The organism is Ruegeria sp. AD91A, assembly GCF_003443535.1.
Lineage (GTDB): Bacteria > Pseudomonadota > Alphaproteobacteria > Rhodobacterales > Rhodobacteraceae > Ruegeria.
The window spans coordinates 1,631,614-1,646,569 of the sequence record NZ_CP031946.1; the positions used below are offsets into that span (position 1 = coordinate 1,631,614).

The window sequence follows — 14,956 nt, forward strand, 5'->3', positions numbered from 1 at the left end:
TTTATTTCAGTCGGTAAAATATTTATGCTATCGGTAACAGAAAAAACCACCTAGGTTGAAACAGGGATCAGATTCGCGAGGGCAAGATGCTGAAAAGCAAAGCTTCTTCAAATGCCACGGACCAAAGGAACATCACTCGCCTGCGCGTATTGGAAAAAATCCGGGCCAAGGGGACCATTTCACGAATCGACATCGCCAGCGCGTTGGAAACCAGCCCCGCGACCATCACAACCGCCACTGCCGATCTTCTGTCTGCTGGTCTGATTCAGGAAATAGAAGGCGAAACACCTTCCAAGTCGGCGCGCCGCGGCAGACCGCGCGTACAGCTGAAGCTCCATGGCGCGTCGCATCTGATTGCGGGCGTGAAAGTCGCCCGCCAGCAGGTTTCAGTCATTCTCGTGGATTTCGAAGGAACCGAAATCACTTCGTACACACATCCGCTGGACGAAGCCCGCATGGCCCCGGATGCGTTTGCCAAGAAGATTCGCGCCGTGCTTGATCAGGCCTGCGCCTCAGCAAACCGATCCCTTGCAGATTTGTCCGGTGTCTGCATCGGCATCGCCGGCCTTATTGATGCAAAGCAGAACTTTGTGCATTGGTCATCTTCCCTAACGGAACGAAATGTGGATCTGAGTTCTCTTTTGTCCGAGGTGCTGCCCTGCCCTGCCTTCATCGAAAACGACGCCAATCTGGTCGCAAAGGCGGAACAGCTTTTCGGATTGGGAAAGGGGCTGAAGAACTTTTTGGTTGTTACGATCGAGCACGGCATCGGCCTGGGTATTGTTCTTGACGGCAAGCTTTATCGCGGTGAACGCGGATGCGGAGCAGAATTCGGGCACCTCAAAGTTCAGTTGGACGGTGCGTTGTGCCAGTGCGGGCAGCGCGGATGCCTGGAAGCCTATGTGGGCGAATACGCCCTGATCCGCGAAGCAACGATCGCCAGTGAAGCGACAGATCCCCGCACTCTTGTTGATATACTCGCAGCAGCAAAAGCCGGCGACGCCCGATCCATTTCCGTTCTGGCCCGCGCGGGCCAAATGTTCGGCATGGGAGTTTCGAACCTGATCAATCTGTTCGACCCCGAGTGCATTATCCTGTCCGGTGCCAGAGGCAGCTTTGACTACCTGCACTCGGAAGAGGTGATGACCCGTGTCCAAAACGGTGTTGTCAGCGTTGACGCGCCGTTGCCCGAAATCAAGGTAAACCACTGGGGTGATTCAATGTGGGCGAAAGGGGCAGCGGCGTATGGAATTGAACAAGTCTCTATCCTGAAGGTCAGGGAACTGGCGGCTCATGCGAACTAAGATAGCAATCCTGCTTGCGGTGGCTTCCGCTGCCGCTGCGGACACCGTTCCACCACGCTTTCAAAAGGTGGAAACCCCCGGCCATGTTTACGATGGCGGCTGGGAACATTTCGTGGGCGGGGGTGTTGCAGTCTTCGATTGCAACAATGACGACCGCCCTGAATTGTTTGTGGCAGGCGGATCGAACCCAGCGCAACTATTCATCAACACATCCGACGCAAAAGTCAGTTTTCGCTCAGAAACACCTGACCAGTTATCCTTGTTTCATGTGACCGGTGCATACCCGGTGGACATTGATGGCGATGGGCTTCTGGATCTGGCGGTCTTACGCGTGGGCAAAGACCTCTTGCTGCGCGGCAAACCGAACTGCGCATTCGAGCCCTTTGCGGAACTGAACTTTCAATCTCAGGACCATTGGACCACCGGTTTTTCCGTGACTTGGGAAAGCGAGCAAACCCTGCCAACACTGGCCTTTGGGACCTATGTCGACCGAAGCAATCCGGATGGACCTTTTGAGGCTTGCGGACCAACTCTGCTGTACCGCCCGGAAGGGAGCGAATATGGCAGCCCTGTCCATTTGGAACCCGGTCATTGTTCCTTGTCCATTCTGTTTTCCGACTGGGCGCGCACGGGTCGCGCGGATCTGCGTGTCAGCAATGACCGCCACTACTATGTGAGTGGCGGGCAAGAACAACTGTGGGCCATGGAAGACCCCCCGCGCCTGTACAGCGAGGTCGATGGATGGCTTCCCTACTCGATCTGGGGCATGGGGATTGCCTCGCGGGATTTGACCGGTGATGGGTTTCCCGATGTTTATCTGACTTCCATGGGGGATCAGAAATTCCAGGTTTTCGATCCCGCAACGGATGGGCCGACATGGCGGGATGCAACCTATGACCGAGGCACTACCGCACACAGGCCGCATGTAGGAAAAGATGGCCGCCCCTCAACCGGCTGGCATGCTCAGTTCGGGGACGTCAACAATGACGGGCTGGACGACATTTTTGTCGCGAAAGGCAATGTTGAGCAGATGCCCGACGCGGCGCAAACCGATCCCAATAATCTGTTGATGCAGGCCGCCGACGGTCAGTTTGTCGAAACAGCATCACAAGCTGGTGTCGCGTCCATGGCAAAGTCCCGCGGCGGGGCCCTGGCGGATTTCAATGGGGATGGGTGGTTGGATTTGGTGGTGGTCAATCGTGGCGCGGACCTTGAGGTTTTCCAGAATGAACCGACCTCTGGCAACTGGCTCATGGTTGATCTTAGTCAGAACCACCCCAATCAAGCGGCGGTCGGCAGTTTTATCGAGGTCAAATCACCTGCTGGCATGCAAACCCGCGAAGTTACCATTGGCGGAGGACATGCAAGTGGAATATCCGGGCCCCACCACTTTGGTCTGGGGGATTCCGAGACCGCAGAGGTACGGGTGATCTGGCCAGATGGCGAACACGGAGACTGGCAGCCTGCCGACCCCAACCGAGTAATCCACCTCCAGCGCTGATCACTGATCCACGGGCAATCCGCTGGGAACTGATTGCGGCACGCCCAGCCGCACTGCCGGATCTTCCAGCGTGCCCAGAAAACTCAGGATGGCGTCGACCTCTTCGTCACTCAGGCTGATGGAAACCAGATCGTTTGACGCCGCGATAGCCTCAATATGCTGGGCGTCCAACAAAGCCTTTTGGTCCTCTGCCCCGGAAAACTCGGGCAGATCAGCCTTTTCGATTGAGTAACTCCGCAAGGCGGCAACCGGGTGCAGGTGATGGCGCACGACATCTTCAAGCTGCGCATAGGCTCCGCTGTGGCCATATGGCGCCGTCAGGGTCACGTTGCGCAATGAAGGCGTGCGAAACGCGAACGCATCGTCCTTGTCGCCCGTGACGCGTAGTCGCCCGTCATCCCGCACATGATTTTCGAAACGCGCTGCTTTTCCTGGACCGATCTGAGGCATGGCGATGGAATGGAAACGGTGATCGGTCTGGAACCACCCGGAATGGCAGGCGCTGCATCCAGCCTTTCCGTAAAACAGTTCCATCCCCAGTTGCGCCTGATCGGGCAGCACGTCTTCGCCTCGCATCGCTCGGTCAAAGAGGCTGTTGTCAGCCCGCCATTCAAACGCGATGAAGTCGGCAATGACATTGGCAATTGCGGTAAAGGTGATGTCTTCTCCGGGCGCGATGTCGTCAAATCGCTGTTTGTATTCCGGTATCGCGGCCACCCGCGCGGCAATCAGATCCCAGGCGCCACCCTCTTGTGTGAGCAAGCCGAGACGCACGGCCTTGCTGACTTCGTTTTCAGAATAATGTCCCGCCATTTCGTCAGGTGACAGCACCGGGAACATCGCCTGCGCCGCCAAGGCCGACTGGAACCCCGGCCTCATATGTGTCCCCAACGGGGTTCTGATGCCATTGGGCCGAGAAGGATCCGCCTCGAGGCGGCCGTCATGGAAAAACGTCGTGAATTCCAGCGCCCCGAGATTCCACATCGCGGGCGAGTTTCGCGGAATACGCTGCTCGGGCATGTTATCTTGAGTAAGCTTACGCTTTCCCCCCAGCCCGGTTCCACCTTCGCCGATACCCAGCGAGAGCCCGTCAGACGTTCCCAGTTTCGGATGATGACAGGTTGCGCAACTGATATTCCTGTTCCCCGACAGGATCGGATCATAAAACAGCAATTGTCCCAATTCTGAGTTTGAAAGGTCCGGTTCGAAAAATTCGGGTTGCGGACCAAGGTCTTGCGCCTGAGCAACTGAAAGCGTCAGCCAGATACCCACAGCACTCGCAGCAATCTGGATCCTCATGATTGATCCTCGGGAATTTCCAGCGTCAATGTTTGTTGATACGGGTTGTCCGGCGTGTGGATGACGGACGGGAACGAAGGGACATTCACGGCGTTCGGATATCCTGACGGTTCAATACACAGCCCCGCACCTGGGCTAAATCGGCCTGACAGATGTGCCCCGGTATAGACCTGTGCCCCGGGTTGATCTGAATACACGTTCATCCTCAATCCCGAAGGTGCCCTGACCGCTGCAACCGGATGGTCAGGGGTTCCACTTTCATCAAACACAAAGAAATGGTCCAGTTCGCGCCCCTCCGACCCGACGGTACGTGACAACGCGAAATCTGGCACACTTTCGCCGGCACCGGAGATATCTCCGGAAGGAACTGAAAGCGCGTCCAATTCCAGCACCCGGTTCGATCTTAGCCTGAGCAGGCAGCCCAGGATATCCTCCGGACAGCCCAGAGTGTAATAACTGTGCTGCGCGATGCTGATCGGTGTGGGGCGATCCGGTCGCGCCCTGATTGTATAGATCAGACGCGGACAGGTTAGTTCGACATGCACCTCGAATTTGACTTCTCCGGGAAATCCGCCTTCACCGTCAGGTGAAGTCAAGGACAGAACCGCCTGATTTGGAGAGGTTTTCACGATATCCCAGTATTTGCGTGACAGCCCGCTCGGACCACCATGCAGCGTGGTCGGCCCTTCGTTTGCTGTCAGGTGATGAACGCCCCCTTGCAATGTAAACTGCGCTCCGCCGATGCGGTTGGCTACACGCCCCACAATCGCGCCGAGGTAAAACGGGTCCGACAGGTAATCCTGCGGGTTTTCGTAGCCCAATATCAAGGGTGTTTTGCCAAGCCACCATCCTTGCGTGCTTGCGCCATAGCTCAATACCGAAACGGACATGTCGCCGTCTTGAAGTATGACTTGCTCGACAGGCATAGACTTGGGATCAGCCATCACCGCGCAGCCAGAGGGGACAGAGCGGCATAGTACTCGCGATACCGCTGGTATTCCGCCTCATAAGCGTTGGACAGCTCGACACGTGGTTCAACACGCTCAGCGACTTCCGGGGAAAGCATGACATCCTCGGGGTCGGCGCCCTGCACTGCACAGACAGCGAGACGTGCCGCGCCGATGGCGGCACCGAACTCACTTCCCTTGGGCAGAGCAAGCGGTGTGTTCAGAACTGTGGCCAGTGTCTCCAGCCATAATCGCGACCGCGCCCCGCCACCGACAACCAGCAAACTTTCGGGCTTGGTGCCCGTACTCTTGAGTGCCTCCAAACAATCGCGCATCGCAAAGGAAACTCCCTCCATCACAGACTGGGTCAGATCAGCGGTTTCCGATGCGATATCCAGGCCGAAGAACGCTCCGCGTATGGCGCTGTCGTTATGCGGCGTCCGTTCACCGGACAGGTACGGAAGGAAGGTGATCTTTGATGGCCCCTTCACCGAATCCGGCAGGTCCGATGCCAGCGTGCCGACGGGTTGACCGAGGTGACGGGACAGCCAGTTGAGACTGTTGGTGGCCGACAGGATCACACCCATTTGAATCCAGCGATCCGGGACTGCATGACAAAAACAATGAACGGCTGTTTCCGGCGCAGGCGCATAGCTTTCCTTCGCGACCAGCAACACACCCGACGTGCCCAATGACAGAAATCCACTGCCCTCGCCGATGCTTCCGATGCCGCAGGCCGCTGCCGCGTTGTCACCGGCCCCGCCGGCAACCACGACCGGCCCGGTCAGGCCCCATTGCTGAAGGATCTCTGATCGCAGTTCTCCGCCTGCTGAACTGCCTTCAACCAGCTCTGGCATTTGATCCCGGCGCATATGGCTCAGATCCAGCGCAATGTCTGACCATTCACGTTCTCCAACATCCAACCATGCCGTACCGGCGCTGTCGGACATGTCACTGACGTAGGATCCGGTGAGCCAGAAACGCAGATAATCTTTCGGAAGCAACACCTTGGATGTCTTCGCAAACACGTCAGGCTCATGCCCGCGCACCCATTCCAGCTTGGGTGCCGTGAAACCCGGAAAAACGATATTTCCGGTGATCGAGCGCATAGAAGCCAGACCATCCAAATCCGCAGCTTCCTGCGCTGATCTCGTGTCGTTCCAAAGGATACAGGGCCTCAGCACATTGCCATCCCGATCCAGCAACGTGGCACCGTGCATATGGCCGCTCAGACCGACGCCGCGCACCGCGGAAAATGCGGCACCGTTCAGCTCACGTAATTGGGCAACGACGTTTTGACAGGCTTCTACCCAATCGAACGGATCTTGTTCTGACCAACCGGGGTGCGGCGTGGATGTCACAACACCTGCTTCGGCTTCGGCAACGACGTTGCCCTCTTCGCTGACCACAATTCCCCGAAGACCTGACGTCCCCAAATCCAGACCGAGATACACGCGTTTTCCCCCTTAATGCAGCACAGGCTGATGGTGCCATCAAGCACTTGGAACCTATGTCAGACCTTATCAGCACAGTTTGCGCTAACATATCAAGGCGACGCAAGAGATGGCACATAATTTTATGAAGACCCTCGCAGAACGCGTGGAGTCATCGGCACACACGACCAAGGTTTAATTCAACTAAGCTGGGCCCGAAAATTTTTCGAATTGTCTGACGCTGACTTTACGTAAACAGTTCAAGCAGTTCTGGGTTTACTGATTTCATGCTGACGGTCCGTCTGAAAACGAAATCAGTCGCAAGAGGGAATTCAGCGAATGAAATCACATGCCAAGGTTGTTGTCGTTGGTGGCGGATGCGTCGGGGCTTCGGTTCTTTATGGATTGACGCAGCATGGGTGCACCGATGCGATCATGCTTGAGAGAACCACGCTGACCTCCGGCTCCACCTGGCACGCGGCAGGTCTGCTGGTCACCTTTGTGCGGTCCCACAACGTTTCGAAGATGACGATGGAGACCATCCGCATCTATTCCGAAGTCGAAAAGAAAATCGGCGCTTCGGTCGGGCTGCGCAAAGTGGGGCAGCTGCGCGTCGCCAATACGCAGGAACGCTGGGACGAATTCCTGTCCTATGCCTCGATTGCCAAAGCTGCCGGTGTGCCTTGCAAACTTTTGACGCCGGAGGAAATCGCCGAACTGCACCCTCTGCTCAACCAATCGGAAAATATTCGCGGCGGCATCCTGCATACCGAGGACGGCTATGTGAACCCTGCCGACATCACCATGGCAATGGCCAAGCTGGCGCGTGAAAAGGGCGCCAAAGTGTTTCAGAACACCGAAGCGCTGGCCTATGGAAAACTGGAAAACGGTCATTGGAAGGTGACAACCAATCAGGGTGAGATCACTTGCGAACATCTGGTCTTCGCGACTGGAAACTATGCCCGCGAGAACGCGCGCCGTGTTGGCCTGGATCTGCCTTGCATTCCAATCGTTCACCAATACTGGACAACGGAAACCGTTCCCCTTCTCAAAGAACGCCGCGCGCAAGGGTTGCCCGAGTTCCCGATCCTGCGGGATGAAGATTACGGCGCCTATCTGCGCGAAGACGTGGGCGGCATTCAGTTCGGCCCTTATGAGTTCACCAAAGACCTCAAGCTATTCGCCGAAGATCGTGTTCCGCCTGACTTTGGTGCCGACCTCCTGCCCGAAGATTTCGACGCGGTCGAAGCGCAGTGGGAACGTGCCATCGAGCGGGTTCCAACACTTGGTGAGGTGGGTATCAAGGCCAACACTCGGGGTCCGTTCCAGATGACACCAGACGAGTTGCCGCTTGCGGGACCCGCACCGGGGCATGAAAACCTGTGGCTGGCCGAAGGCATGCCCGGCGGCATATTGTGGGGTGGCACTGTTGGTGAACGCCTGGCCCGCTGGATTGTAGATGGGGATCCGGGCATGGACATGTCCGAACTCGACCCGCGCCGTTTTTCGGATTACGCGTCCAAGCAGTGGACCATGGACAAGGTGCGCGAAACGTGGGGGACCCACATGAACGCGCACATTCCCGGAGAAGATTTTCCCGACGCGCGCCCGATGAAAACGATGGGGTCCTACGATCTGCTGAGCGCGCATGGCGCCGTCTGGACCAGCTTCAACGGATATGAGTTTCCGCGCTGGTTCGCCAAATCGCGCGAGGAAGCTGTTCCGGAACATTCCTTCCGTCGCACCAACCACATGGAACGCGTTCAGGAAGAAGTGCGCACCACCCGTGACGTGGCCGGGTTCATCGAGATGTCACCGATGACCAAGTTCACCGTGCGCGGACCGGGGGCCGCCAAATGGCTGGATGGCCTTATGGCGAACAGGCTGCCCAAAGTGGGGCGAATGACCCTGTCGCTTTTGTTGAACCAAAAGGGCGGCATGGATGCTGAATACACGGTCGTCCGCTATGCCGAGAATGATTTTTACCTGGTCTCCACCCCGAACTGGCGCGCCTACAACTGGGATCAACTGCGACGTTTGCTGCCCAATGACAGCTCTGTCCTTCTTGAAGATGTTTCAGAACAACTGGGCGTGATTGCTCTGGCAGGCCCCAAGGCACGAGAGATCCTGCAACCGTTGACCGACAATGACCTGTCGAACGAAGCCTTCCCCTGGCTTTCTGCGCAAATGGGTGAAGTGGGTTACGCCAAGGGCGTTCATCTGCTTCGCGTGTCCTATACCGGCGAGCTGGGGTGGGAACTGCATCACCCGGTCGGTTACAACCGCCATCTTGTCGACCTGCTGTTGAAGGCCGGTGTGAAACCTTTCGGGCTTGAGGCACTGGAATCCATGCGCCTTGAAAAATCCTATCGCGCCATCAATCGCGAGATTTGCAAGGACATGACGCCATACGAGGCCGGCCTCGACCGGTTCGTGGTAACCGAAGGTCGCGCCTTCATAGGCAAGGCCGCTCTTTTGAAACAGAAAAAGGAAGGCACATACCGGCGGCTGGTCACGCTGAAACTGCCCTTTGGCGAAACGTCGGTGATGTTTGACGAGAGTGTCTACGCTCAGGGCAAGCTCATCGGCCGAGTCACCTCGGGCGGGTTCTCTTATTATTGCAACCACGACATTGCGATGGCACTAGTGCCACAGAACATGACGGCGCCCGGTACGAAAATGCAGGTGCTGGTCCACAATGAAATGCGCGACGCCGTGGTCATTGACACATGTGCTGTCGATCCCGCAAACACTCGCGCCCGCGCATGAGTGCTAAAACACAGAGACTGGACTCGAACTGATGACCGAACAATCGACAAAAACGCTTTCTCTTGCTGAAGTTCGGGACTTGGCCAAATCAGTTCTTGTTTCTGCCGGAGTGGATTCACGCAGCAGTGATATTCTTGCTGATATCGTCACCCGGTCTGAACGGGACGGCCCGCGCAGCCACGGGTTGCGCATGTTGCCAGTCTATGTCCAAAGCTTCACGTCCGGCTATGCCAACGGGCACGCGACGCCCAAGACCGAAAAGGTTGCCCCGGGCGTTTTGCGCTGTGACGCCGACAACGGGTATTATCAGGTTGCAGCGGCTGAAGCCCGCGAGGATCTGATCGCGATGACACGGGAAAACGGCATTGCCGCGTTCACTTGTACAAACTGTCACCATCTGGGTGCCTTACGGTTTGACACCGAACCCTTGGCCGAAGCAGGTTTGGTGGCTTTTGCCGTGATCAACTCATTGTCCATGGTGGTTCCGCAAGGTGGGGTTCGCCCGGTATTTGGCACCAATCCCATGTCATTTGCCTGCCCACGCGAAGGCGACGCGCCGGTGGTCTGGGATCAGGCCTCGTCCATGGTGGCCCTCATGGATATCCGCATGGCCGCTGCCGAGGGGCACGACCTGCCCCGCCCTGCCGGTCTTGACCCCCGGGGCGAGCCCTCCACCGACCCGAATGCCATCCTTGAAACCCGCAGCCTGTTGCCATTCGGAGAGCATAAGGGGGCCGCGATCGCCTTCATGGTTGAGGTGTTGGGCGCAGCACTGGCCGGTGGAACCCTGTCCGTGGACAACGAAGAACGCCAGTCCTTTGATGCCCTGAACATCAAAGGTGGTGCGACCCTGATTGCAATTGATCCCAGCCGGTTCGGCAACGCGGCCTTCAACGAATATGTCGCCCGCATCTGCGCCGAGATTTCCGGCAACGGTTCCGCCCGGGTTCCGGGCGACGGTCGCCTTGCAAAACGGGCAGCCGCCGACGCCCATGGCATCGAAGTGAGTACCGAGGTTCTGGACGCACTCGGCTGAAACTGAAATCACCGGCTATCGAATGGCCGGACAGCACCTGCCCAGCTTGCCAACCGCGCCACTCAATGGCCGCCGAAATAGGCCTCGAGCAAGCGTTTGTCATTTCTCAATTCGTCAGCTGTACCCGACGTCTGCATCCGCCCGGACTCCAGCACATAGATGCGGCTGGCAAGCGACAGGGCAAAATTGGCATTCTGTTCCGTGATGACGACGGTCAGCCCGTAGTCCTTGTTCAGCTGACGGACAACTTCAGCAATCTCGTGACAGATTTTCGGGGCCAGGCCAATTGTGGGCTCATCGACAAGCAGCAGTTCCGGGCTGGTCATCAAGGCCCTGCCAAAGGACACCATCTGCCTTTCCCCGCCGGATTGGGTCGACGTCTCCTGGCCTTCCCGTTCTTGCAGGCGCGGGAAAAGACTGTGCACCATTTCAAGATTGCTTTCGATGTCGTCTCGTGCGGTGAAGGCCCCCACCATCAGATTGTCGCGCACAGACATATAAGGAAACAGGTTGAACCGCTCGGGCGCATAGCCAACCCCATGGCGCACGATTTCCGAAGGGCTTCGACCGGCAAGGCTGTGCCCTCGCAAGCGGATGTCGCCTTCGACTTTCACGAGGCCCATGATGCTGTCCAACAGGGTGGATTTACCTGCACCGTTCGGGCCGACCACGGCGACAATCTCACCGGGCTGCACCGTGATCGAAATATCTGTCAACGCCTGGGCCTTGCCGTAAAACGCAGACAGGTTCTCGATTTCCAGATAGGACATCAGACGCTCCCCAAGTACGAGGCCTGAACGGCCGTGTCGTTCATCACGTCGCTGAACGAGCCTTCGGCAATCATGGTGCCCCGCTCGATGGCGATGGCGCGGTCGATCAGCGGTTCCAGCGCCGGCAAGTCATGGCTGACGATCAAAAAGGTCATCCCGTCCTTGCGCATGGATTGTATGAGATCGGAAATCTGCGCGATTTCACCGACTGTCAGACCTGCAAACACCTCATCCAGCAACATGACACGCGGTGCCGTGGCCATGGTTCGGGCCATTTCGAGCTTGCGCAAATCACCCATAGCCAATTCGGACGGTGAACGGTTCAGATCCGTTTCCGTGAATCCGACACTCAGCGCAAGTTCCTTTTCCCGTTCCGTATCCGGACGCGAAACGATCATACGCCAGATGTCGTCCGGCATCAGGCCCACCCTGATATTTTCGGCAACACTCATGTCACCAAACGGACGCGGAATCTGATAGGTCCTGCTGACCCCAGCCCGAATACGTTGCGGCGTCGACAGCACCGAGATTTCTTGCCCGAACAGCTCGATTGTACCGCTGTTCTGCCGCAACTCACCCATGATCTGGCTGAAAACCGTTGTCTTTCCCGCGCCATTCGGTCCGATCAGGCCCAGCGATTCTCCTTCTTGCAGGGAAAAGGACAGATCATTCGTGGCTACCAGCCCGCCAAACCGTTTGACAAGACCAGACACTTTCAATGCAACGGTCATGTCAGCCCCCCTTTCCGCAGCCGTTGACAGCCGCGTTGAGCAAGTTCAACCAATCCCTTTGGCTGATACATGTAGAGAAGCAGTGCGATGGCACCGTAGACGAAATACCGTTCTGCTCCGGGAAGCACAGGACGCAGGTACTCCAGAAGGAACGTCATGAAGAACGCACCGATCATGGGGCCGATAATGGTCGATGTTCCGCCCAGCAATGCCGCAACTATGATGGTGAAGAGAAAGTTGATGTCGAACAGCGCCCGCGGTGCAAGCGAGCCAAGGTAGTGGACATAAAAAGCCCCTCCCAGCCCGGCGACAAGAGCGCTGGTCAGGAACGCAAACGCCTTAAGCCGCGTGGTGCTGAGACCTGAACCACGAACGCTTTCTTCATTCATTCCGATTGCAGCCAAAGCGGTCCCTACCCGGGTTTTCATCAGCAGCCACATGCTGACTGCAACACTTAGCATTAGCGCCGTGGACAAATAATATCCGTTGGCCGCGCCACGTGTGAGAGTTTGAATTCCCGACATACCACGTGTGCCGCCGGTCAGATCCGGGCGGATCACCTGAACCAGCTGATAGAGCAGTTCCATGAAGGCCAGTGTGACCAGCGCGAAGTAGCTGCCGCGAATGCGCAGAGCGGGCAACAACACAATAAGACCCGCGATCATTGTGACCAACACGGCCACAGGGATTGAGATTTCGACCGGCACGTCAAACCGTTTGGTCAGGATCGCAGTCGTATAAGCTCCGATACCGATCAGGAAAGGGTGGCCGAAACTCACGTACCCCGTCTTTCCCGACAGCACGTCCCAGCTGATGGCGAAGATGGCCAGATAGTTGGCAAAGATCATCGTGCGCAGCGTGCCGTTCGAGACCACCTGAGGGAGCAGAAACATGCCCGCGATCAGGCCGCCCCAGAGAACATAGTGAAACCAGCGCAGGCCCATATTATAACTCCTCGCGGCCAAACAGGCCCTGCGGCCGGGTCACCAGCACGCCAATAATCAGCAGCATGGTAAAGACGCCGCGCAGTTCCGGCGCCAGGGAGGCGACAACGATGACTTCGAGAAATCCGACGATATGGGCGACCACAAGCGTACCTATGATCGATCCGATACCCCCCACAATGACGACGGCCACCGAGATGATCAGAGGTGCGACCCACATTGACGGCGATAACTGCGTATAGCTGGCGAAGAACACGCCGCCCAGCGCGCCCAGTGCCCCCGAGATACCCCATGTGATCAGGTTGATCCGATCCGGATCGATCCCGGAAATCGCCGCCCCTTTGGCGTCCATCGACACCGCCTGCATCGCCCGCCCTGTATGGGTCAGACGTACAAAGGCATACAACCCCAACAAAATGGCCCAGCTGATCAGCGTCGCGATCAGGATATTATAAGTGACGGATGCCCCGGCCACGTTGATCACGCCCGGTACAATCGGAAGCAGGATCTTGCTGCTGTCACCAAAGACAAGAACAATCCCCGCCTGAATCACGACCGCAAGGATCAGCGTCGAAATTTCGACCGCCACGTGATCCCCTTTGAGCGTCTTGACGATAAGGCGATATTTCAGAACCCCCATCAGAACGCCCAGTAGGACGGCCACCACCACGCCCATCAGCTTGGGCATTCCCAAGGTCTGAGACACCCAGAAATACATGTATCCGCCGACCATCAGATAGGCACCGTAGGCCAGGTTCAGGACTCGACCGATGCTGAAGATCAGCGTGAAACCCATTGCGATAAGCGCATAGAGACCGCTGAGCAAAAGCCCCTGGATCAGTATTTGCAACATGTAAGGATCCCTGGCTGCGGGTGCGCGACCTCGCGCACCCGTTTCAAGCTAAGCGAACGGACAGGTTACTGCTTGACCCAGCTTGGCAAAGTGAATTCACCCGTCGCGTATTTCTCGGGGTAGACAACGGCGGCGGTGCCGTCCTCGTACCACTGGACCACAACCATTGACGGTGCGGCATCGTCAAACGGCTCGGACAGATCAAAACGGATATTGTGCGGGTACGTCCGGCCGGTCACAGGCTCTACCTCGTCATCACCCCAGAAGGCGTAGCGCAGCCACAGCTGGCCATCCAGCTCAAGAACCAGATCCTGTTTCTTCATTGCATCGGCCCAGCCTTCGACATTGTCGAAACCACCGGCCTCCTCGGCTGCGGCCATGGCCTGTTTCAGCCCATGATAGGCATTGAACCCGTTGAAATGCGGCAGCAGCGGACGGCTGTCATACTTGGCCTGATAGGTGTCGACAAATTCCTGGCTGGCCGGATCAAGCCGAAATCCAACCGAAGGAATTGGCGACAAGGTCGAGATACCGCCCCCGGCACCGCCCGTATCTTCCCAATACTCCATCCCCAGTGCAGCGACGTTCACACCCGTCATCGCCATCGGCACCTGAAGCTTCACATATTGCGATGACACAACCTGCGAATTCACCGACGAGACCTGATAGATGAAGTCCGCCCCGGTATCTTGCGCGCGGCTGAAGATCGGAGCGAAATCGACGGTGGCAACGTCATAGGTGATGATGTCCTTGACCTCGATGCCGGCAACCGGTGCAAGCGCTTCGGTGACAAGGCCGGTGATTGCCTCGCCAAAGGCAGTATCTTCCGCCAGAATGACAACGGAATCCCACCCCATCTTTTCCTTCAGAACATCTGCGCCAAAGTTGATGTACAACGTGGCCAGCGCCTCATCCGAGGCGATGTTCATGAAATAGGGCGCCATGCCCTCAGGGTCTTCGACAACCATGTCGATGATGCCGATATAGGATGTCCAGGTGTCCAGCGTTGGAATCCGGTACTCCTGCATTCGGGGCAGCCATCCCAGCGACACATCGTCAATCGAACCCGAGATGATGAAATCAACCTCTTCCGTTTCCGCAAGGTATTCATAGGCCCGGATGCCTTCGGTCGGATCCTGGCCGGTATCTGCCGAGACCAGGGTGATCTGTTGGCCCATCACGCCACCATTTGCGTTGAGCTCTTCAATCGCAATCTCGGCCCCGCGCAGGGTCGACAATCCTGTGTCCGAGGAAAGCGATCCAATGAATCCTACCTTGATTTCCGCTCCGGCCGCCGAGGCCATGAGCGCGATGCATGTTCCGCTGAGCAGCGCTGTCTTGATCATCACATTAGCTCCCTGTGTCTCAT

The 14,956-nt window shown here is 57.2% G+C and carries 12 protein-coding genes; 4 read left to right on the top strand and 8 right to left on the bottom strand.

All coding sequences use genetic code 11. From position 1 onward, the window contains the following. The first annotated feature begins 86 nt into the window (after positions 1–86). On the top strand, positions 87–1,304 hold the full coding sequence (locus D1823_RS08180; protein WP_117869448.1) for an ROK family transcriptional regulator: 1,218 nt from the start codon (positions 87–89) through the stop codon (positions 1,302–1,304). Beyond that, a complete protein-coding gene (locus D1823_RS08185) occupies positions 1,294–2,805 on the top strand; it encodes a CRTAC1 family protein (protein ID WP_117869449.1) in 1,512 nt (503 codons plus the stop codon). The genes D1823_RS08180 and D1823_RS08185 overlap by 11 nt, the downstream gene beginning before the upstream one ends. On the opposite strand, the gene D1823_RS08190 is transcribed toward D1823_RS08185, so the two are convergent. The 3 genes from D1823_RS08190 to xylB are packed head-to-tail and all read right to left on the bottom strand — an operon-like array spanning position 2,806 to position 6,505. Beyond that, a complete protein-coding gene (locus D1823_RS08190; RefSeq protein ID WP_117869450.1) occupies positions 2,806–4,104 on the bottom strand; it encodes a cytochrome-c peroxidase in 1,299 nt (432 codons plus the stop codon). Continuing rightward, positions 4,101–5,048, bottom strand: a complete 948-nt coding sequence (locus tag D1823_RS08195; protein WP_117869451.1) for an aldose epimerase family protein — start codon at positions 5,046–5,048, stop codon at positions 4,101–4,103. Before D1823_RS08195 ends, D1823_RS08190 begins: the two co-directional genes overlap by 4 nt. Continuing rightward, positions 5,048–6,505, bottom strand: a complete 1,458-nt coding sequence (xylB, locus tag D1823_RS08200; RefSeq protein WP_117869452.1) for a xylulokinase — start codon at positions 6,503–6,505, stop codon at positions 5,048–5,050. Before xylB ends, D1823_RS08195 begins: the two co-directional genes overlap by 1 nt. Positions 6,506–6,823: 318 nt before the next feature. Here xylB and D1823_RS08205 point away from each other — a divergent pair, with 318 nt between their 5' ends. Together D1823_RS08205 and D1823_RS08210 are read left to right on the top strand one after the other, a co-directional pair. Further along, positions 6,824–9,253, top strand: coding sequence for an FAD-dependent oxidoreductase (locus D1823_RS08205; protein WP_117869453.1), 2,430 nt, complete (start codon positions 6,824–6,826; stop codon positions 9,251–9,253). A 31-nt stretch (positions 9,254–9,284) separates the two neighbouring features. Next, positions 9,285–10,289: an Ldh family oxidoreductase gene (locus D1823_RS08210; protein ID WP_117869454.1), complete on the top strand. Its 1,005-nt coding sequence runs from the start codon at positions 9,285–9,287 to the stop codon at positions 10,287–10,289. Positions 10,290–10,351: 62 nt separating this feature from the next. Here the strand turns inward: D1823_RS08210 and D1823_RS08215 are convergent, their stop codons facing one another. The 5 genes from D1823_RS08215 to D1823_RS08235 all read right to left on the bottom strand — a co-directional run bounded on the left by D1823_RS08215 (position 10,352) and on the right by D1823_RS08235 (position 14,933). Beyond that, entirely contained in the window at positions 10,352–11,059 is a 708-nt protein-coding gene (locus D1823_RS08215; protein ID WP_117869455.1) for an ABC transporter ATP-binding protein, read from the bottom strand. After that, on the bottom strand, positions 11,059–11,790 hold the full coding sequence (locus tag D1823_RS08220) for an ABC transporter ATP-binding protein (protein WP_117872799.1): 732 nt from the start codon (positions 11,788–11,790) through the stop codon (positions 11,059–11,061). The genes D1823_RS08215 and D1823_RS08220 overlap by 1 nt, the downstream gene beginning before the upstream one ends. Further along, positions 11,787–12,734 carry a branched-chain amino acid ABC transporter permease gene (locus D1823_RS08225; protein WP_117869456.1) on the bottom strand — a complete coding sequence of 316 codons (948 nt, stop codon included), beginning with the start codon at positions 12,732–12,734 and terminating at the stop codon, positions 11,787–11,789. Before D1823_RS08225 ends, D1823_RS08220 begins: the two co-directional genes overlap by 4 nt. A 1-nt stretch (position 12,735) precedes the next feature. Continuing rightward, positions 12,736–13,587, bottom strand: coding sequence for a branched-chain amino acid ABC transporter permease (locus tag D1823_RS08230; protein WP_117869457.1), 852 nt, complete (start codon positions 13,585–13,587; stop codon positions 12,736–12,738). Positions 13,588–13,652: 65 nt separating this feature from the next. Continuing rightward, positions 13,653–14,933 carry an ABC transporter substrate-binding protein gene (locus D1823_RS08235; RefSeq protein WP_117869458.1) on the bottom strand — a complete coding sequence of 427 codons (1,281 nt, stop codon included), beginning with the start codon at positions 14,931–14,933 and terminating at the stop codon, positions 13,653–13,655. Between the last annotated feature and the right edge of the window lie 23 nt (positions 14,934–14,956).